The organism is Nissabacter archeti, from assembly GCF_018257325.1.
Taxonomy (GTDB): domain Bacteria; phylum Pseudomonadota; class Gammaproteobacteria; order Enterobacterales; family Enterobacteriaceae; genus Chimaeribacter; species Chimaeribacter arupi.
The window spans coordinates 42,513-61,483 of sequence record NZ_JAERKB010000019.1 but is presented as its reverse complement, the minus strand read 5'-3'; the positions used below and the strand labels follow the sequence as shown (position 1 = coordinate 61,483).

17 protein-coding genes and 1 pseudogene are annotated in these 18,971 nt (G+C 55.5%); 8 read left to right on the top strand and 10 right to left on the bottom strand.

Annotation, left to right across the window (positions count from 1 at the left end; genetic code table 11):
- The 7 genes and pseudogenes from JK232_RS21215 to JK232_RS21185 all read left to right on the top strand — a co-directional run.
- Positions 1 to 360: pseudogene (locus JK232_RS21215) on the top strand (hypothetical protein); the annotation flags it as partial.
- Complete coding sequence (locus JK232_RS21210) at positions 360 to 1,241, top strand: DUF6402 family protein (RefSeq protein ID WP_212589665.1); 882 nt, start codon at positions 360 to 362, stop codon at positions 1,239 to 1,241. The pseudogene JK232_RS21215 and the gene JK232_RS21210, both read left to right, overlap by 1 nt.
- Positions 1,238 to 1,612, top strand: coding sequence for a DUF6201 family protein (locus JK232_RS21205; RefSeq protein ID WP_212589664.1), 375 nt, complete (start codon positions 1,238 to 1,240; stop codon positions 1,610 to 1,612). Before JK232_RS21210 ends, JK232_RS21205 begins: the two co-directional genes overlap by 4 nt.
- A 350-nt stretch (positions 1,613 to 1,962) precedes the next feature.
- Entirely contained in the window at positions 1,963 to 3,024 is a 1,062-nt protein-coding gene (locus tag JK232_RS21200) for a type VI secretion protein ImpA (protein WP_212589663.1), read from the top strand.
- A gap of 125 nt (positions 3,025 to 3,149) precedes the next feature.
- A complete protein-coding gene (locus JK232_RS21195) occupies positions 3,150 to 4,031 on the top strand; it encodes a DUF6402 family protein (RefSeq protein WP_212589662.1) in 882 nt (293 codons plus the stop codon).
- On the top strand, positions 4,028 to 4,453 hold the full coding sequence (locus JK232_RS21190; protein ID WP_212589661.1) for a DUF6201 family protein: 426 nt from the start codon (positions 4,028 to 4,030) through the stop codon (positions 4,451 to 4,453). Before JK232_RS21195 ends, JK232_RS21190 begins: the two co-directional genes overlap by 4 nt.
- 17 nt (positions 4,454 to 4,470) lie before the next feature.
- The gene (locus JK232_RS21185; RefSeq protein ID WP_212589660.1) at positions 4,471 to 4,791 is read left to right on the top strand and encodes a hypothetical protein; all 321 of its coding nucleotides are present in this window, start codon (positions 4,471 to 4,473) and stop codon (positions 4,789 to 4,791) included.
- 90 nt (positions 4,792 to 4,881) lie between these two features.
- Here the strand turns inward: JK232_RS21185 and JK232_RS21180 are convergent, their stop codons facing one another.
- From JK232_RS21180 to JK232_RS21170, 3 genes are read right to left on the bottom strand one after another with little or no spacing between them, the layout of a single operon-like run.
- Positions 4,882 to 6,288, bottom strand: coding sequence for an efflux transporter outer membrane subunit (locus JK232_RS21180; protein ID WP_101829233.1), 1,407 nt, complete (start codon positions 6,286 to 6,288; stop codon positions 4,882 to 4,884).
- Complete coding sequence (locus JK232_RS21175; protein ID WP_101854844.1) at positions 6,281 to 9,439, bottom strand: efflux RND transporter permease subunit; 3,159 nt, start codon at positions 9,437 to 9,439, stop codon at positions 6,281 to 6,283. Before JK232_RS21175 ends, JK232_RS21180 begins: the two co-directional genes overlap by 8 nt.
- Before the next feature lie 9 nt (positions 9,440 to 9,448).
- Positions 9,449 to 10,594 carry an efflux RND transporter periplasmic adaptor subunit gene (locus tag JK232_RS21170; protein ID WP_072929671.1) on the bottom strand — a complete coding sequence of 382 codons (1,146 nt, stop codon included), beginning with the start codon at positions 10,592 to 10,594 and terminating at the stop codon, positions 9,449 to 9,451.
- An 832-nt stretch (positions 10,595 to 11,426) separates the two neighbouring features.
- Between JK232_RS21170 and JK232_RS21165 the strand changes: the two genes are divergently transcribed.
- Positions 11,427 to 11,858 (top strand): Hcp family type VI secretion system effector, encoded by a 432-nt coding sequence (locus JK232_RS21165; protein ID WP_101828961.1) that lies wholly within the window; start codon positions 11,427 to 11,429, stop codon positions 11,856 to 11,858.
- 302 nt (positions 11,859 to 12,160) lie between these two features.
- Here the strand turns inward: JK232_RS21165 and JK232_RS21160 are convergent, their stop codons facing one another.
- From JK232_RS21160 to JK232_RS21130, 7 genes are all read right to left on the bottom strand, one after another.
- Positions 12,161 to 12,451, bottom strand: coding sequence for a hypothetical protein (locus JK232_RS21160; protein WP_212589659.1), 291 nt, complete (start codon positions 12,449 to 12,451; stop codon positions 12,161 to 12,163).
- Entirely contained in the window at positions 12,432 to 12,947 is a 516-nt protein-coding gene (locus tag JK232_RS21155; RefSeq protein WP_212589666.1) for a DUF2778 domain-containing protein, read from the bottom strand. Before JK232_RS21155 ends, JK232_RS21160 begins: the two co-directional genes overlap by 20 nt.
- 146 nt (positions 12,948 to 13,093) lie before the next feature.
- Positions 13,094 to 13,549 (bottom strand): hypothetical protein, encoded by a 456-nt coding sequence (locus JK232_RS21150; RefSeq protein ID WP_101833663.1) that lies wholly within the window; start codon positions 13,547 to 13,549, stop codon positions 13,094 to 13,096.
- A 655-nt stretch (positions 13,550 to 14,204) separates the two neighbouring features.
- Positions 14,205 to 15,596 (bottom strand): efflux transporter outer membrane subunit, encoded by a 1,392-nt coding sequence (locus tag JK232_RS21145; RefSeq protein ID WP_101854841.1) that lies wholly within the window; start codon positions 15,594 to 15,596, stop codon positions 14,205 to 14,207.
- Positions 15,593 to 16,699: an HlyD family secretion protein gene (locus JK232_RS21140; protein WP_072933282.1), complete on the bottom strand. Its 1,107-nt coding sequence runs from the start codon at positions 16,697 to 16,699 to the stop codon at positions 15,593 to 15,595. Before JK232_RS21140 ends, JK232_RS21145 begins: the two co-directional genes overlap by 4 nt.
- Complete coding sequence (locus tag JK232_RS21135; RefSeq protein WP_072933280.1) at positions 16,696 to 18,390, bottom strand: MFS transporter; 1,695 nt, start codon at positions 18,388 to 18,390, stop codon at positions 16,696 to 16,698. Before JK232_RS21135 ends, JK232_RS21140 begins: the two co-directional genes overlap by 4 nt.
- Positions 18,387 to 18,839 (bottom strand): MarR family winged helix-turn-helix transcriptional regulator, encoded by a 453-nt coding sequence (locus tag JK232_RS21130; protein WP_072933286.1) that lies wholly within the window; start codon positions 18,837 to 18,839, stop codon positions 18,387 to 18,389. The genes JK232_RS21135 and JK232_RS21130 overlap by 4 nt, the downstream gene beginning before the upstream one ends.
- Positions 18,840 to 18,971 lie beyond the last annotated feature (132 nt).

The following is an 18,971-nucleotide window of genomic DNA, read 5'->3' as shown; positions in this document are numbered from 1 at the left end:
GGGAGTTATATCCGGATAGATGAAGACGGCATTGAGTCGGCCACGATGGGCGATTATGTCACTAAAGCCGGGTATTACGACAGGAAGAAAAAGGCGCGGCAGGTGGTTGAGATGCGGGAATTACCGGCGGCGATTAAAAACGCGACAGTGTCTGATGGGAAATATAATGAACATTTTTGCCTGTTCGACAAGTCGACAAGTATGCAATGTAATGATTTTGCTTATGGTATCTCTTCAGAAAGTAATGAAATCAAGGAGGGCGTAACTGATATGGAAGGAAAAACAACAGCATTACACAGTGAACTCCCTGAGAGCATTACTCTTGAATATCTTTTTCAAACAAAAATAGGATTAAGATAATGGCGATAAGTCAATCGAAGATGTCTGATTTAACCAACACCAAAGGGAAGGAGGTACCGGTTGACGTGTTTCACCTTGACCAAATCCCTGATGCTATGGAAAACATGGGATGGGAAATGGCACCGAAACTGATGCGGCACTGGTTTAGTATAACGCCGGCATTTGCTTTTAATGAAGAGTCAAAAGAAAACCTTCTTAATTTAGATGCGAACTTAATCACTCCCTCCAAAATAAATGACGATATCATAACTATGGCGTGGGCAATGAGATTTCAGCAGGTGTTCGAATCGATAAAAAATCTAAAAGCAACCTGGAGTAGCGAAGCAGGGCTGAGCGTATTAAAAAGTCGACTAAAAAAATTGGGCTACAATGAGCGATCAAATATCAGCATTGGTTTTTCTAGTGATGTTAAACTTTTAGATTCATTGGCACAAGTCAACTTCAAGGTCATAGGAGATAAGTCTGATACAATTGATGACTGGTATGGTGCGATGGGCCTCTCCACCTTAAAGATTTGCGTTAGAGGGCACACCGAAAATATGAATGGAAAATCATTTATTCATGTTGAATCAATAGGGTTTTACTTAAAAGACACTTACGACTTTCTAGATGAAAAAATAGTTGGCATTAGTGTTCTAGAACCGCTAGGAATATGGAGTAAAAAGAGGGTATTAAACAAAATTGAAACAGCAAGCTATATGTCTTCCTATGTAACGAGCTCATTTATTGATTTGTCTCTATATTTCTCAGGATTTGTTCCTATCTTCAATTCCGACTTCAGGGAGTGGCAGAAAAAACATAACTCAGGCGGAGATTTCATTGTTTTTTCAGATGTCTTATGGATGCCGCCCTTAGATAAAGATCGGGTGATAGAATTATGATAACTAAAAAAATTATAGTGCGGATTATATATTCCTCTTTTTTGTGTTGGTGGATTGTTTATTCATCATCTTTTTATTACGGCAGCTATAATAAATATGCTGAAGTAAAGAGTGATGATAAAGAATATAAGGTTATTATTTATAGTCACTTACCTATATCTCCGTATTCTATTTTTAAAATATTGACAGGAGATAAGTATTTTTTTATTCTTTATAAAAAAGGTGTTGGAAAATACAAAACATCACCTTTATTATATGTAAAAAAGGAGGCATTGCACTCACCATTCATTTTTCCTGAAAAGAGTGAGCATGAAAAGATATTTATATACCCTACGAACAATGGTTATGAATCAGTTTCAATAAATGAATAGGTGTTTAATTTAATACTTTGATTTATTAAATTTTGTTAGGGTTTTCGTTGGCATTTTGGTCATATTTCTTGGTGATAAAAGATAATAAAGATGATTGATTTGAGAGCGTTAATTTAAAAAAATCGCAGATACACTATACATTTAAATAACTAATGGCAGGGCATGCTAATTTATATTATTGAAAATAGCCATTTCATCTTTAAATAGAAATAAAAATTGGCTGTTCTTTAGGATAAAACCGGCGGGGGCTATCAGGATGCGCCCACTGACCCGGTCTTCCCCTATCTCGGCCTGCCCAGACTGGAAGAAAAAAATAACTGGTATACACCTGAATAATTCAAGGAGACATTATGGCCGTATTACACCCCCTGGAGTGCTACCTGCTGGAGCACTACTCTTCACCTGAGTATTATGCCGCCACGCGGGATGCGATTATTGCGTTTATTGATGCCCATGAGGCGGCCTTTGCCCGCTACCAGCGGGAGCTGCCGGTACGCAGCCGCAGGGAGCCGCTCTGGAAGCAGGGCGATGTGGTCTGGGGCACCCGCGTGTTGCCCAATATCCGGCCGGGACGCGAGCGCTATATCAAAGCCTATATTCTGCGCACCCATAATGACCCGGCCGCTTTTAATATTGGTCATGCGATGAACAATTATTCGCGCGGCATCGGTGAATTCTGGAATGGCTGGATGACCGATGAGGAGCGGCAACGGATTGACCAGGCTGAACGGCGCGCCAGCTATCTGGATCAGCGACTGACATCGACGGCAGGTGGAAGCTGGCGGGAAGGGAGTTTAACCTATCATCAGGATCGTCTATATAAGCTGGCGGATTTGCCGAAACGTATTCCGCGTTATGAATTAGATCATCGCGTGCGTATTGAGAAAGGTGCAAAAGCCGTGGAGACCGGCCTTTATCTGCCTGATATTGCGTGTGCGCCCGCCCGTCTTTTATATCCCGGCATGTCCCGGCAGGCGACAGCCCTGCAGGGCACCGAACGTTCAACCTGGACAGACCCCGATACGGGAAAAAGGGATTATTCCTGGAAGGGGGTGCAATATGTTGAAACCGGCTGGACGTTAATCCGCCGCATTGCAGGGGAATATCTTGAGGTGCCGCCGGAGGGCTTTTTCCCCAACGGCACGCCGGATGAGCTGTATAACTGGCCGGCGCGGGAGAAGGCGTATATCAGCCATGACAAACATTATATCACCGCCTGGTCCGGCGAGCCTGCACCTCATGCCGGCGACTGGTCAGCGTTTACCCAGCAGGGCATGCAGAATGCCGCCCTGCGTCAGGGGCAGCCACTGCCTTACCTGCCCACCTCCTCCCCCTCTCCGGAGCGGGCGCAGTGGACGCTGATAAAACGTGAAGACGGCGGCTCAGTCTTTATCAGCGGCACACCGGAATAACCGATCACCGCCGGGCTGGTGTCCGGCGGTCTCGCTACAGCTGGAAAAACAACAGCATTACATAGTGAACTCCCTGAGAGCATGACTCTTGAATATCTTTTTCAAACAAAAATAGGATTAAGATAATGGCGATAAGTCAATCGAAGATGTCTGATTTAACCAACACCAAAGGGAAGGAGGTGCCGGTTGACGTATTTCACCTTGACCAAATCCCTGATGCTATGGAAAACATGGGATGGGAAATGGCACCGAAACTGATGCGGCACTGGTTTAGTATAACGCCGGCATTTGCTTTTAATGAATCTACAAAAATTAATATATTTGATGCTGATGCAAGGATGCTCCCAGCTTCAAGAGTAAACAACAACATCATAACAATGGGCTGGGCAAAAAAATTTGATCAAGTATCTTCCGTTATTAAATCACTTACAGCCAAATGGAATACTCTGAAAGGAAGAGAGGTTTTAAAGTTGAGGTTAAAATCGCTTGGCGATTATAAATCTCAGTGTATTTTCCTTGGAAATCAATCAGACACTGTGATTCTTGATGCAACCTCTCAAGTGAACTACTTAAGGATAGGCAGTAAAATTGATACAATTAATGACTGGTATGGCGCAATGGGTAATTGCAATCTCAAAGTGTGTTTAAAAGGGTACACTACCTACTCTTCTGGTAAATACTTTTTTAAAGTAGATATGCTAGGATTTTATCTGAAAGACACCTATGATTTTCTAGATGATAATAAATTAGGCATAAATATACCTGAGTTTTTAGGGGTATGGAATAAAGAAAGAATATTGAATAAAGTTGAGACCACTGCCTATATGTCTAGTTACACAGCAGGGTTATATGGCCAATTGGCTAGATATTTTTCAGGATCCGTTCCTGTTTTTAATTATAATTTTAGAGAGTGGCAAAGTAAAAATAATTCTGGAGGAGACTTCATTGTACTTTCAGACGTTTTATGGCTTCCTCCATTAGAAATGGATAAAGAGATCGAATTATGATGAAGCATTTTATTTTTAATTCATCATTAAAAGCTTCATTATTAATAGCATGGCTAGTACTGTCACCCATTGCATTTTTTGGAGAGTTTAACAAAGTCCACGAAAAAGTAAGCCCTGATGGAAACTATAAAGCAATTGCTTATACGGTTTTGCCTACAACACCTATTTCTTTTTATCAATTTATAATTAATGATGCAGTTTTTATAGTTTTATTTGACAAAAATGAAAATTATCTAGGGCAAAGTTCTCCGTTTTATTTTTCAGGGATTGAGGGTCTCTTATATGAAAAAGTTTTTTTCCCTGGGGAGATTCAAGGAGAAAATTCATTTTCGGTTAATGGAATTAATGATTATACAGAAGGTTATACAATACCGGTTAATCAAAAAAGATGGTGGAGTTGGATACTGGAGGTTTTCCATTAAATATATTTTTATTGAAGATGGATAATAGAATTAAATTTTCCAAGCCGGAGGGCTTTTTCCCCAACGGCACGCCGGATGAGCTGTATAACTGGCCGACGCGGGAGAAGGCATATATCAGCCATGACAAACATTATATCACCGCCTGGTCCGGCGAGCCTGCACCTCATGCCGGCGACTGGTCAGCGTTTACCCAGCAGGGCATGCAGAATGCCGCCCTGCGTCAGGGGCAGCCACTGCCTTACCTGCCCACCTCCTCCCCCTCTCCGGAGCGGGCGCAGTGGACGCTGATAAAACGTGAAGACGGCGGCTCAGTCTTTATCAGCGGCACACCGGAATAACCGATTACCGCCGGGCTTGAACCCCAGACGTAAAAAAGGGCGCCGGGGCGCCCTTTGGGGGTAGTCACTCACTCATTCACATCGCCGGCATTAAGGCTTCCAGCCGCCGCCGAGGGCTTTGTAGAGCGTGATGGTCTGGTTGAGCTGGCCGAGGCGGGTGGTGATCTCCGCCTGTTGCGCCGCATACAGCGAACGCTGGGCCACCAGCACATTCAGGTAGTTGTCCACGCCCTGCTTGTAACGCAACTCTGAGGTGTCGTAGTTGCGCTGGTTGGCGGCGGTGTCCAGCTCGCGCGCTTTCAGCTCATCCTGGTAGGTCGCCTGACCGGCCAGGCCGTCAGAGACTTCCTGGAACCCCTGCTGGATCGCCTTCTCATAGCGGGCGACTTCAATCTTCTTCGACACTTCCGCAATGGTCAGGTTGGCGCGGTTCACGCCGCCGTCAAAGATCGGCAGGTTGATCGACGGCATAAACGACCAGGAGCCGGTGCCGCCGGAGAACAGGTCACCGAGTTTGGCGCTGGTGGTGCCGCCCTGCCCGGTCAGCGTGATGCTCGGGAAGAAGGCCGCGCGCGCCGCGCCGATGTTGGCATTGGCCGCTTTCAGCGCATGTTCCGCTGCAACGATGTCCGGGCGGCGGGTCAGCAGGTCAGACGGCAGCCCGGCCGGGATCGCCGGGAAGTGCCAGTCACGCTTGAGCGTCGCGCCGTCAATCAGCGCCTGCGGTACGGTGGTGCCGGCCAGCAGGTTCAGGGCGTTGATGTCCTGACGCACCTGGCGGCTGTAGCTCGCCACGTCCGCCTGCGCGCTGCGCACGGTGGTTTCGGCCTGCGCCAGATCCTGGGTGGTGGCCACGCCCTGATCGTAACTGGCTTTGGTCAGGTTGTAGGAGTCGGTCTGGCTCGCCACCGTCTGTTGCGCCAGCGCCAGCAGGTCACGGTCCGCACACAGCGACAGGTAACCGGATACCGTCTGCGCCACCAGGCTTATCTGGGTGGCGCGCTGGGTGGCGTCGGTCTGGAGGTAGGTTTCCAGCCCTTCGTCACGCAGGCTGCGCACCCGACCGAACAGGTCCAGCTCGTAGGAAGTCACGCCGAGGTTGGCCTGGTACTGGTGGTAAGTCACCGGGCCGGTGGTGCGGGTGTTGTACAGCCCGCCCGGCAGGTGCGCCCCGGTGCCGCCGGCCCCGAGGGCCACGGTCGGCAGCAGCGCGGCGCGGTCTACATCAAACTGCGCCTGCGCGCTCTCGACGTTCAGTGCCGCCACCCGCAGGTCACGGTTGTTGGTCAGCGTCAGGCTGACCAATTGTTGCAGCGCCGGATCGTTGAAGAAGGTTTTCCAGCCGATGTCCGCGCCGTTGGCCACGCCCTGGGTGGGCAGGTTCCAGTTGGCGGGCACCGGCATCGCCGGCTGTTTATAGTCCGGTGCAAGCGTACACCCGCTCAGGGTGGCGAGGGTCACCAGCGCCATCAGGGAGAGGCGGAGTGGCTTATTCATGGTCTGTTTTCTCAATCGCGTGGCCATTGGCGGTCACAGGTTTAGTCTGGTCTGCGCGGCGGCGGGTAAACAGGCGTACCACCACCACATAGAACATCGGTACAAAGAAGATCGCCAGGAAGGTCGCGGTGATCATCCCGCCCACCACGGCGGTGCCGATGGAGTGCTGGCTGCCTGCCCCCGCGCCGTGCGAGAGAGTCAGCGGCACTACACCGAGGATGAACGCCATCGAGGTCATGATGATCGGGCGGATACGCAGCTTGGCGGCTTCCACCGCGGCCTCGACAATCCCTTTGCCCTCACGCTCATGCAGCTCTTTGGCAAACTCCACAATCAGGATGGCGTTTTTCGCCGCCAGCCCCACCGTGGTCAGCAGCCCCACCTGGAAGAAGACATCATTCTGCAGGCCGCGCATCAGCACTGCCCCAATGGTGCCCAGCACGCCGAGCGGGACCACCAGCAGCACCGAGAACGGGATGCTCCAGCTCTCATACAGCGCCGCCAGGCAGAGGAACACCACCAGCACGGAAATGGCATACAGCGCCGGGGCCTGCGAGCCGGAGATCTGCTCTTCATAGGAGATGCCGTGCCACTGCACGCGGAACCCTTTCGGCAGCTTGGCAGCAATCTCCATCACCGCCTTGGTGGCGTCGCCGGAGCTGTAGCCGCTGGCCGGGGAGCCCATCAGTTCCACGGACGACACGCCGTTGAAACGCTCAAAGCGCGGCGAGCCGAAGCCCCATTTGCCGCTGCCGAAGGCGGAGTACGGCACCATCTGGCCGCTGCTGTTGCGGAAATACCACTTGTTGAGGTCTTCCGGCGTCACGCGCGAGGCGGCACGGCCCTGGATGTACACCTTCTTCACGCGGTCCTGGTACATGAACTGGTTGACGTAGCTGGAGCCCCAGGCAGCGGAGAGCGTGTCGTTGATGTCTTCCAGGCTCAGGCCAAGGGCGCGGGCGCGTTCGTCATCAATCATCAGCTCATACTGCGGCTCGTCATCCATGCCGTTCGGGCGCACTGCCGTCAGGCGTTTGTCTTTCGCGGCCATACCGAGGAACTGGTTACGCGCGGCGATCAGCGCCTCGTGCCCGGCATTGTTGGTGTCCTGCAGGAAGAAGTCGAAGCCGGTGGCGTTACCCAGCTCCATCACCGCCGGCGGCACCAGCGCGTAGATTTTGGCCTCTTTCTGCTGCGAGAAGTGCGCCATGGAACGGCCGGCCAGCGCCTGTACCGTCTGGTCTGCACCGCGTTCGCTCCAGTCTTTCAGCAACACGAAGGCGATACCGACGTTGGTGCCGCGGCCGGAGAAGCTGAAGCCGTTGGCGGTGAACACCGATTTCACCGACGCGCCCTCTTTGTCCAGCAGGTAGCTGCGCATGTTGTCGAGCACCGCCTGGGTACGCTCCGAGGAGGCGTTCGGCGGCAGGGTGACCTGCACCAGCATCACGCCCTGGTCTTCGTCCGGCAGGAAGGAGGTCGGCACGCGGGTGAACAGGAACCCGGTCAGCAGCACGATGCCGAGGTAAATCACCAGGAACAGGTTACGGCGCGAGATCACGCCCTGCACGCTGCGGGTGTAATGCAGGGTGCCCGCGTCAAACATGCGGTTGAACCAGCCGGCAAAACCGGTGTGCGCTTTCTCCTCGTCATACTGCTTGAGGATCGTGGCACAGAGTGCCGGGGTGAAGATCAGCGCCATCAGCACCGAGAGTGCCATCGCAGAAACGATGGTGATCGAGAACTGGCGGTAGATGATGCCGGTTGAGCCGCCGAAGAACGCCATCGGGATCAGCACGGCAGAGAGCACCAGCGCGATGCCGAACAGCGCACCCTGGATCTGCTCCATCGATTTGATGGTGGCGGCTTTCGGGTCGAGTTTCTCCTCGTGCATCACACGTTCGACGTTCTCCACCACCACGATGGCGTCATCCACCAACAGGCCTATCGCCAGCACCATCCCGAACATCGTCAGGGTGTTGATCGAGTAGCCAAAGGCCGCCAGGATGCCGAAGGTGCCGAGCAGCACCACCGGCACCACCAGCGTGGTCACCAGGGTGGCGCGCAGGTTTTGCAGGAACAGCAACATCACGCAGAACACCAGCACGATCGCTTCCAGCAGGGTTTTCACCACTTCCTCGATAGAGGCGCTGACCACCGGCGAGGTGTCATACGGGAACTCGATGCGCACGCCTTCCGGCAGCGAGGATTTCAGGCCATCCAGCGTTTCGCGCACCGCTTTGGCGGTGTCGAGGATGTTGGCGCCGCTCGCCAGACGCAGGGCGATACCGGTAGAGGGCTTGCCGTTCAGGGTCGAGGCGATGCTGTAGTTTTCCGGCCCCAGATCGATGTTGGCCACATCGCTCAGGCGCACCTGTGAACCGTCCGGGTTGACTTTCAGCAACACATCCTTGAACTGCTGGGTGGAGGTGAAGCGGGTCTTGCCGATGATGGTGGCGCTGAGTTTGGTCTGTTTCACCGTCGGCAGGCCGCCGAGCTTACCGGACGACACCTGCACGTTCTGCTGGTTGATCGCGGCGGTCACATCACTCGGGATCAGCTGGTATTTATAGAGCTTGGCCGGGTCGAGCCAGATGCGCATCGCGTATTCGGAGCCCATCATCAGGAAGTCGCCGACGCCCTTGGTACGGGTGATCGGGTCTTCCAGTTTGGTCACCAGCAGGTTGCTGAGGTCGGAGTTGCTCATCGACCCGCTGTCGGCGATCAAGCTGACCACCATCATAAAGTTCGACTGGTACTTCGCGACGCGCATCCCCTGGTTCACCACCTCAGTCGGCAGCTGGGATTCCGCCAGTGACACCTTGTTCTGCACCTGAACCTGGGCGATGTCCGGGTCGGTGCCCTGATCGAAGGTGGCGATAATGGTGGCGCTGCCGTCACTGTTACTTTGTGACTCGATGTAGCGCAGGTTATCCAGCCCGTTGAGCTGCTGTTCAATCACCTGGACCACGGTGTTCTGTACCGTCTGGGCTGATGCGCCCGGATAGGTCACGGTGACCGAGATCGCCGGCGGGGCGATGTTCGGGTACTGGTTGATCGGCAGGTGCATAATAGAGAGCGCACCGGCCAGCATCACGATGATTGCCACAACCCAGGCAAAGATCGGACGCTCGACGAAAAATTTAGACATGCGTTAACCTTACTGTGCGGACGGATCGGTCAGGGAAAGATTCCTGGTGGAATCAGCATCAGCCTGTTTCGCCTGCTCGGTCGCCGTGACTTTGACGCCGCTGCGCACGCTTTGCAGGCCATTGGTGACCACCCGCTCGCCCTCTTTCAGGCCGCTGTTGACCAGCCAAAAGCCGTTGATCATCTCGCCGGTTTCGATGGTGCGTTGCTCGGCGGTGCTGTCTGCTTTCACCACGTAGACATACGGCTTGCCTTTCACGTCATGGCCAATCGCTTCCTGCGGCACCAGGATGCCCTGCTTCTGCACGCCCTGTTGCAGGGTGGCATGCACGAACATCCCCGGCAGCAGCTCGCCGTCCGGGTTCGGGAAGGAGGCGCGCATGGTCACGGAGCCGGTGCCCTGGTCAACCGTGACTTCCGAGAACTCCAGGCGGCCCGGCAGGGAATATTGCGTGCCGTCTTCCAGCGTCAGGGTCGCTTTGGCGGCGTTGGCACCGTCTGAGGCGAGCTGGCCGGTTGCCAGGGCGCGGCGCTGGCGCAGCAGATCCTGCGAGGATTCGCTGACGTCGACATAGATCGGGTCGAGCTGCTGGATGGTGGTCAGGTAAGACGTCTGCCCGTTGGTGACCAGTGCACCTTCGGTGTAGAGCGTGCGCCCGATGTGGCCGCTGATCGGCGCAGTGATGCGGGTGTAGTTCAGGTTAACGCGGGCGGCTTCCAGATCCGCTTCGGCTTCTTTCTGTGCCGCAACGGCATCTTCATACTGCTGGCTGCTCACGGCATGCGCCTCGGCCAGCGGCTTATAGCGCTTCGCCAGGGCCGCGGCATTGCGCAGCGTGGCCTGGGCTTTGTCGTAGGCCGCCTGGTAGGTGGCCGGGTCGATCTGGTAAAGCGGCTGGCCGGCTTTGACCTCACTGCCCTGGGTGAAGTAACGTTTCTGGATAATGCCGCTGACCTGCGGGCGTACTTCTGCGGTACGCACAGCGCTGGTGCGACCCGGCAGGTCACTGGTCAGGCTGACGGGCTGGGCATGCAGCGTCACGACATCAACGGCCGGGGCCTGTGCCTGCGCAGACGCGCCGGCAGAGGAGGAAGCCGATTGGTCGCACGCAGAAAGAAGCATCACAATGCTCATGGAGAGAAGTTTGCGGCGCATAGTATTCACTCTGGTTGAAAAGCGAGAACAGTCGTTCTCAAATAAGAGGGACACTATACGAGAAGCGTTTTCTTAACTCATGTGAGAGTATTGTAAGGAAAAATAGCAAAATAATTCAAAGGACTACATCTTAGCGCAGGCACCGCGCCGCGGGCACCAGCATTTCTCGCACAAATCCGTATTGATCTGCGTCACATTTCGCATAACTCAGAAGAGTCTTTTAAACTTATTCCTATTTCCAGGGAAATATTCTTACCCATAGGTGATTATTGCCTTGGTAAACTCTGACACATTTTGGCGTATCCATTTTGTGCTCTCACAACTCTTCACAATTACTTTTCAATTGGGGTTATCTCAGCGCGGGGGGAACCGGGTATGCTTGTCGGCGAGGAAGAGCAGTTCCTCCTTTGTTGCCGGTTGCAACCAAACCCACTGTCCGATGTGGGTTTTTTTTCGTCTGGGGATCGCCAGACGGGCGATTTTTAACGTTATTGGGATCGAGGTATGTTGCGTTGGCTGTTTTTCTTAGATCGGCGAAGGTTGCGTTGGCATACGCCCGGCGTCTTTCTCCGGCCCCGCTGCCGCCACCGCGCAAGGGGCGCGTAAGCGCCCGCCCCTTGCATCCCCGCGCTTTTAGGTGTCCCGGCAGAATTATTGGCCGCTACCGCGCCTCCCCTCCAGCGTCCTCCGGGCTTTTCGGGCCGCCGCTAATGACAGTCCCTGTCATGGGCGTCTTTCGCGGGCGTCCTGCCCGCTCACCCGGCCCTGCGTCCTCGTCGGCAATAATTTTAATGCCCCCACCACCTCTGCAAAACCGCCAGTATGTAAGGAAATAGGTGATGTTGACGTGCATGGGCGGGAAGGCAGCATTGAGGTGCTTGGGTTCAGCCATGGGCTCAGCATCCCTGCTGACAGCAGCACCGGCAGGATTACCGGAACCCGTAACCACTCCCCCATGAGTCTTGAAAAAGAGTTCGATGCCTCAAGCCCGTACCTGTACAAAGCGGTAGCCACCGGGCAGACGTTGAAATCAGCTGAAATCCGTTGGTACCGGATTAACGACGCCGGGCAGGAAGAGGTCTATTTCATTATGTTCCTGGAGGGAGTCAAAGTGGTTTCAATCCACCCAGGGATGCCAAGCGTTAAGCTTGCGGGAGCGTCGGCTATTAATCATCAGGAATCCATTTCTCTGATGTACGAGCGTATTACCTGGAAATATGTAGACGGTAACGTTCAATATACGGACGATTGGAACCAACGGTAAATAAGAAGCCGGGGATATTCCCCGGCATTTTAAGGAAAACCTTCCTATTCGACATTATATTATTTTTATGATTCTTAACACAACTTGATAAGTGACCGTAGTAATAATAGTCAACTTATCAACAACGTAATTCCTACAAACCCCTCTACATCACTATCCCCAAACATACTGGCAAGATTTACCCAAAAAGTATATTCCTCTTTTATTACTGGGGCAGAAGGCCGAAGAATAAGAAATGTTAATGCGAATATCCCAGCGCTTAGCAATATTCTAAATCCTATTGAAACACGACTTATCGGCATTTAAAGCCGCCTCATAAAGCGCGCCTTATTGGCGCACTTTTCAACCAGCAGCATAATAACCTTGTAACTTAAAGTTGCAGACAATAATGAAAATCCAAAATCAGAGAAAAACCATAAATCATCAAAATTATCCTGACTTGAAAAACCATAAAGCCACTTTGAAAATGCTGATGATGTTTCGTCACTTATAAAAGCGGATGAGTCAATCTGACTTGCAAAACAATAAAAGAGAAGAAATAAGAGTACAGCCTTCCCTGATATTATTAGAATCTTACCGACAAGTGCCGCCATTCGCTATCACCTCTATCCAGCCACGTGCCAGAAGACCTTTCATACCCGGAACCGGCATCGGTGCTGTTTGTAACAATGCATTCCTGATAAGTCTATAATCTGAGTTGTGGACTATCGTTATGCAGCCTTGAGAATTTGTACCTGGGTGTAGCCGGAAATTCCTCCGATTTACATTCTCTACCCACGTATTATCGTCAATAGTCCCATCATCACGATAGAGAGCGAACCATTCAGTATGTTTAAATTCAGCTCCTTTGAATTTCTCATTGTAGAAATCTTTCGCAGCAGTGATCTTTTTAGACAAAAAACCGCCCTCTCCACGGTTCACTATCCAGTATTTACCTACAGGAATAGGCCCATTATCAGGTATCCCTGCACACCCACCGCGATTACGGTATGCTCCATTGCCAGAAAACGCCATAAACGTCCCCACCCCGTAGAGAGTGAGGGGTGAGAAGTCAGCATCATTAATAATAAATTTCCCTTGTAGCGCCATTGAAATTACCTTATCTGAAGCAAAGTAAAACAATGCTATTCCTGATAATTTCAAGGCGCCATTTCATTATACCAGTGTGTTGATCATGATCAATTGCGCATTAACTTTTCGGAAAAGTGAAATAACCGTGGCGTTGTGCTCTTTTATCACCCCTTAAACATATTTGAGAGTTTATTGACGGCATAGGGTGAAAACAGTGTCATGCCCATCACGAAGAACTGGTTAATTTCATCAATGCGTTTTACGTCTTCCGGTAAGTAGAATACGGCGAACAGCATGTAATACCCGGTGCCGAGGTACATGGCTGCCAGAATAATACCGCCGATCAGGGCAATTAACCGGCTGGAGCTGGCGACCATCACCGGTTTACCCGGCGCCGCCGTGACCATCGCCTGGCCTTCCCCCGCCGGCTCACCGGGCGCGGCAGGTGCCGCCGGGGTGCCTTCCAGCTCACTGATCGCTTCACTCATCTTCCAGTTACTGTCTGCCAGGCTCCGCCGGATAACCTTCAGCGTCACCACCAAAAACAGGGTCACAAAGCCAATAATCAGCCAGAAAACCACATCTTTAATCACCAGAAAATCGGTTACATCTTTTTCCATAATGCCTCCCCACTGCCTCCCCGCCCGCAGGAGAAACAGCCCTTACCCCAATACCCGGCACACCGCCGGAGACTCACCGCTTCGCTTCTCACGCACGGTTAAGCAAAAACTAGCAGCCGACAAACGGGATACAAGCCAGACTCCCCTCATTTTTTTAGCCGCGCTAATATAAAAATCCTCAACGAGGACCGTGAGAAAAAATGGGGAAATGTAAGAGATCACTGATTAATGATCCGCCTGCTGGAAACATAAATAGCATTACCGAATAGAGATGCCGACCGATTCAAATTCACCATGCGAACAAAAATCCCCCATCGACCATTTCCTTACATACCCAAGGATTTGCAAGCTGGTGGGGGCGTAAAAATCATTGCCGAGTGGAGGCGGAGGGCCGGGCGAGCACACACGACGTGTGCGAGAGCCGCAGCCACGCCGGGAGCGTGTCTGCGGCGGCCCGAAAAGCCCGGAGGTGGAATGAGGGGACACGCGAGAGCGTGCAATGATTCAGCCAGGGCACCGAAAGTGCGCGGGTGCAGGGCGAGCGCACCGGCGCGCCCTGCTCGGTTGAGGCAAAGTGGCTCAGGAAGGTTGCGATGCGAAACAACCGAAACGTTCCACCACGCGAAACGTTCCATTACATGAGAGCCTGATCCCCTCAGGCATCATTGCCTGCCCCCCTCTCCCATCCACCCCCCATCCCCTGCCACAAATCAATCTGTGCCAGCAGCAGGTTGGTTTTAAGCTGGAGAACCGTCAGCTGGGTGCTGTAGAGCGCCCGCTGCGCGTCCAGCTCCTCCAGATAGGAAGCGTACCCGTTGGTATAGCGGTTGTGCGCAATCCGCAGCGCCTCGCCCAGCGCCTGTTGCTGCTGTTCAGCTTCGGTGAGTTGCTCACCCAGCCGGGTGATGGCGTCGATGCTGTTGTTCACCTGCACGAAGGCGTTACGCACCACGTACTCATACTGGTACAACGCCTGGTTGCGCGCCGCCATTGAGATATCCACCTGCGCATTCAGCGCCTCGCGGTTAATCAGCGGGGCCAGTACGCTGCCGCCCAGTGACCAGAGGCGGAACGGGCTGGAGAGCACCTCCTCCAGCGTGCGCTCCTGCAACGTGCCGCTTGCGGTGAGGTTAAGCGACGGCAACAGGTTGGCGCGTGAGGCGGCAAGCGTGGCATCCGCGGCCACCAGCAACCGCTCGGCCTGCACGATGTCCGGCCGGCGGTTAAGCAGTGTGGACGGCAACCGCGCCGGCAACGGCGGCGCGGTGAGCTGGTCAAGCGACGGGCCGCGCACCACCGGGCCGGGGTTGGCACCCAGCAGCAGCGCCAGCGCGTTCTCCTGCTCGGTTATCTGGTGCTGCAACTGCGGGATCTGCGCACGCGTCGCCCGGTACTCCGACTCCGCCTGCACCCACTCCAGCCGCGAGCTGTAGCCGGTTTCATACTGCCGTTTCGCCAGCGTCAGGGAGTTCTCACGCGAGGTGAGCGTCGCCTCCGTCAGCGCCAGTTGCGCATCCAGCCCGCGCAGGGTCAGGTAGCCGGAGGCCACTGACGCGGCCACCTGCAACATCGCTGCATCCGCCGCCGCCCGCTGCGCCGCCAGGCCGGCGCGCGCGGCCTCGGTGGCACTGCGCTGCCCGCCCCATAAGTCCACGTCATAATTGAATTGCAGCGTGCCTTGATACACCGTGCTGCGCGCCTGCTGGCCGGTCACTGAGGAGAGCGTGCGCTGGCGCACCGCGTTTGCGCCGATGTCCACCGTCGGCAACTGGTCACCGATCGCTGCCCGCACCCGCGCCTGATACTCATCCACACGGGAACGCGCCTGCAAAATATCGGTGTTGTTGCGCAACGCCTGATCCACCAGCCGGTTAAGTTGCGGGTCGCCAAATCCCTGCCACCAGTCATGCCCGCTGGCCGACGACGGCGCCAGCGGCGCGCGCCACTGCGGCGGGATCACAAGCGATGGCGTGGCCGGGTCGACATGGCTGCCGCCACAGGCCGCCAGCAACAGCGCCAGCGGCAACAGCGTCAGTGGTTTCCTCATGGCGCACGCTCCTGCGGCGGCACCGGCTGGGCCGGCTGGTCAGTATGGATGTTCACCACCACCGACATCCCCGGCCGCAGCCGGGCGCGCGCTGCCGCGTCCGCATTGATGTGGATACGCACCGGCAACCGCTGGGCGATCTTCACAAAGTTCCCGGTGGCGTTGTCCGCCACGATGGTGCTGAACTCAGAGCCGGTCGCCGGGGAAATTTTCTCCACCACGCCGTGGTAGACCGCGCCATCCAGTGCGTCCACGCTGAAGGTCACCGGCAGGCCGACGCGCACCTGCGCCATCTGCGTCTCTTTCATGTTCGCCACCACCCAGAGCTGCTGCGGCACCAGCGCCGTCAGGTGCGTCCCGGCGGCCACATAGGCCCCCTGCCGCACGCTCACCTGCCCGAGCTGGCCGTCACGCGGGGCCAGAATGCGGGTGTTGGCCAGGTCGATCTCTGCCAGCTCCACCGCCGCCTTCGCGTTCTCCACATCCGCTTCCAGCGAGGCACGGTTGACAACCACGGTGCGGACATCCTGCTTCGCCATCTCCAGCGCGGCTTTGGTCTGCGCCACATCCGCCTGCGCCTGGGCAGCGGCGGCCCGGCTCGCATCACGTTCACGTACTGACAGCGACCCGTCAGACACCAGATCCTCGACCCGTTTCAGGTCAAGCCGGGCTTTCAGCGCCTGCGCCCCGGCGTTCTGCACCGCCGCCTCACTGCGGGCAATCGCTGCCTCAGCACTGGCGCGCTGCTGGCGGTTGTTCGCCAGCGCCGCCTGTTTCATCGCGTACTGCGCCTGCGCCTGATGCAGCCGCTGCTTATAGATGCGGTCATCAATCGTCATCAGCAGGTCGCCCTTGCGTACCTGATCGTAATCATTCACCCGCACCGAAGTGATGTAGCCGTTAACCTGCGGGCTGATGACCGTGACCTGGCCGCGCACATAGGCATTCTCCGTGGACTGCCGGGTCGGTGAAAACGGCGGCAACTGCCACGCATAGAGCACCACCAGCACGCCGGCCAAGGCAATCAGCAGCGGCACCGCGATGGTGGCAACACGTTTGGCCCGGCTTTTTTTCGGTGCCGGGGCAATAACATCCTGACTCATGAACCCTCCGTTGAACCGGCGGGTTTTGCCGCCGGCGTTGATGCAGACAATGTTGCTTCAGACAAGGCCGCTTGCCGCCGCGCCTGACGGGCGCGCCACTGCTTGCGGGCAAAACGGCTTAACAGCCAGATCAGCGTGCCCGCCGCAATCGAGGCGGTGAGCAGGTAAACGTCGTTATAGGCCAGGGTGTTGGCTTCACGGGTCGCGGCGGCCTGCAACATCACCACCCCTTGTGCGCCGCGCAGGGTGGCGTCGCCCAGGGTGGCGCTCAGCCCGGCGCTGTAAGCGTTGATGCGCTCCATCACCAGCGGGTCAAGGTTGCTGAGGTTATCGGCGATGATGCTGGAGTGGTATTTTTCGCGCCAGATCTGGAAGGTGCCGAGCAGTGCCGAGCCTATCAGCCCGCCCAGGTTCTGGCTCATGCCGAACACCGCCACAAAGCTCACCAGGTTGCGCGGCTCCGCCACCACGCTGCCGATAATCGACAACATCGCCGGGGCAACGAACAGCGCCCCGGCAAAGCCCATCATGAACTGGCTGACCACCATCTGCGGCGCGCGCGTCAGGGTATTGGACTGGGAATCGAGCAGCGCGGAGATGATCATCAGCACCAGCGCCACCACCAGCGGCCACTCCAGTTGCGTGGGTTTGATGGTCAGCGCGCTCACCGTGATCCCGGCGATGACGCCCAGCAGCACCGCCAGTGACAGCGCCGTCATCTGGTCGTTTTGCAGGCCGAGGTATTGCAAAAACCCGATCGGCCCGACGTTCTGCTCCGACAGCACGATGCGCATCAGCACCATGGTCAGCCCCAGGCGCAGCACACTGCCGCTGCTGAGCCAGCGCACATTCAGCAACGGGTTTTTACGCCGGTGCTCCACCAGCACCGCCGCGACAATCAGCGCAATGGCCCCTGCCAGCGCCCAGCCCAGCCAGGGGGTGCTGGTCCACCAGTCATAGCGGCCGAGCGAGATCACCGCGCACAGCAGCCCCATGCCCGGCGCCATCAGGAAAAACGTCACGAAGTCCATCTTTTCAAAGGCGTTATAGCGATCGCCCGGCGGCAGTTTCAGCATCAGCACGCAGCCAAAGCAGAGCAGCGCCAGCCCCAGCTCAAACAGGTAGAGGCCGCGCCACTCGTTCAGCTCCAGCAGCCCGGCGGAGAAGAGCCGCGCCAGCGGGATCGCCAGTTGCGACGCGCTGATGCCGATCGCCAGCGCTTTCAGCCGGTGTTTGGCCGGGAAGGCCTGGATCATGTAGTAGATGCCGAGCGAACTCAGTGCCGCCGCCACCGCACCGTGTGCCGCCCGGACCGCGATGGCGGAACCGAGATCGTTGACGAACAGGTGGAAAAAGGTCACCAGCGCGTAGAGCAGCAGAAACGCCTCGGTGAACAGCCGCAGGCCGAACTGCATACGGAACTTCACCAGCAGCAGGTTGATGGAGATGTTGGTCATCACATACACCGCCGGCAGCCAGGCGACCTCGTTGCTGAACGCGCCGAACACCCCCTGGAGGTTGGTGAGGTTGGCGGTGACCAGTGCGTTGCCGAGGCTGCCGGTTATCGCCACCAGGATCCCGACAAACCCGAACGCCAGCCGTTTCGGCCAGGGGTGCAACGGGGTGGACGGCGAGCCGGGCATCATCGGGCGCTCATGCGGCGCCCACTCACGCACAATGTAGGGTTTCATCGGCTCTGTTCGGCCGCCTGCCGCAGGGTTTCCAGCACCCGCATCGTGACCGCCAGGTCTTCCCCTTCAAGCGAAGCCAGCAGGGTTTCACGCAGCGCATCCGCCTCGCCTTTCACCTGGCGGTACATCGCCTGCCCGGCGTCAGTGACCACCAGCAGCCGTTTGCGGCGGTCTTCCGGCGTCATGACCCGTTCCACCAGCCCCTGGCGCACCAGCTTATCAATCATGCTGACCACGGTGGCACCTTCCAGCCCCAGTGCGGCGGCCAGCTCACTCTGGGTCAGCGGGGCGTCGGCCCCGGCAATGGTCGAGACCGTGACCCAACTGGCCTGGTTCAGCCCCTGCGCCTTTAACCGGCGATCGATCGCCAGCCGCCAGGCACGGGCCGTGAAGTGCAGCAAACGGGAAAACTGGGTGGGGTCAGGCAGGAATGTTAACGCATCAGACATAAAGATAGGCATCACATAGTTAGATATCTAACTAAAAATATCATGAGAAATTCATAACGCAACTATCGATAAGTTAATTTTTATATTTACGGAGTGAATAGATTAATGCGGGACAGGAAACGGGCGCCCCGG

What these genes read in the sequence shown, in the direction of transcription:
- JK232_RS21190 (WP_212589661.1), top strand. Translation starts at nt 4,028, where the DNA reads ATGATGAAGCATTTTATTTTTAATTCATCATTAAAAGCTTCATTATTA.
- JK232_RS21160 (WP_212589659.1), bottom strand. Translation starts at nt 12,451, where the DNA reads ATGGCGGCACTTGTCGGTAAGATTCTAATAATATCAGGGAAGGCTGTA.
- JK232_RS21150 (WP_101833663.1), bottom strand. Translation starts at nt 13,549, where the DNA reads ATGGAAAAAGATGTAACCGATTTTCTGGTGATTAAAGATGTGGTTTTC.
- JK232_RS21145 (WP_101854841.1), bottom strand. Translation starts at nt 15,596, where the DNA reads ATGAGGAAACCACTGACGCTGTTGCCGCTGGCGCTGTTGCTGGCGGCC.
- JK232_RS21170 (WP_072929671.1), bottom strand. Translation starts at nt 10,594, where the DNA reads ATGCGCCGCAAACTTCTCTCCATGAGCATTGTGATGCTTCTTTCTGCG.
- JK232_RS21155 (WP_212589666.1), bottom strand. Translation starts at nt 12,947, where the DNA reads ATGGCGCTACAAGGGAAATTTATTATTAATGATGCTGACTTCTCACCC.
- JK232_RS21205 (WP_212589664.1), top strand. Translation starts at nt 1,238, where the DNA reads ATGATAACTAAAAAAATTATAGTGCGGATTATATATTCCTCTTTTTTG.
- JK232_RS21200 (WP_212589663.1), top strand. Translation starts at nt 1,963, where the DNA reads ATGGCCGTATTACACCCCCTGGAGTGCTACCTGCTGGAGCACTACTCT.
- JK232_RS21140 (WP_072933282.1), bottom strand. Translation starts at nt 16,699, where the DNA reads ATGAGTCAGGATGTTATTGCCCCGGCACCGAAAAAAAGCCGGGCCAAA.
- JK232_RS21175 (WP_101854844.1), bottom strand. Translation starts at nt 9,439, where the DNA reads ATGTCTAAATTTTTCGTCGAGCGTCCGATCTTTGCCTGGGTTGTGGCA.
- JK232_RS21180 (WP_101829233.1), bottom strand. Translation starts at nt 6,288, where the DNA reads ATGAATAAGCCACTCCGCCTCTCCCTGATGGCGCTGGTGACCCTCGCC.
- JK232_RS21135 (WP_072933280.1), bottom strand. Translation starts at nt 18,390, where the DNA reads ATGAAACCCTACATTGTGCGTGAGTGGGCGCCGCATGAGCGCCCGATG.
- JK232_RS21210 (WP_212589665.1), top strand. Translation starts at nt 360, where the DNA reads ATGGCGATAAGTCAATCGAAGATGTCTGATTTAACCAACACCAAAGGG.
- JK232_RS21195 (WP_212589662.1), top strand. Translation starts at nt 3,150, where the DNA reads ATGGCGATAAGTCAATCGAAGATGTCTGATTTAACCAACACCAAAGGG.
- JK232_RS21130 (WP_072933286.1), bottom strand. Translation starts at nt 18,839, where the DNA reads ATGTCTGATGCGTTAACATTCCTGCCTGACCCCACCCAGTTTTCCCGT.
- JK232_RS21185 (WP_212589660.1), top strand. Translation starts at nt 4,471, where the DNA reads ATGGATAATAGAATTAAATTTTCCAAGCCGGAGGGCTTTTTCCCCAAC.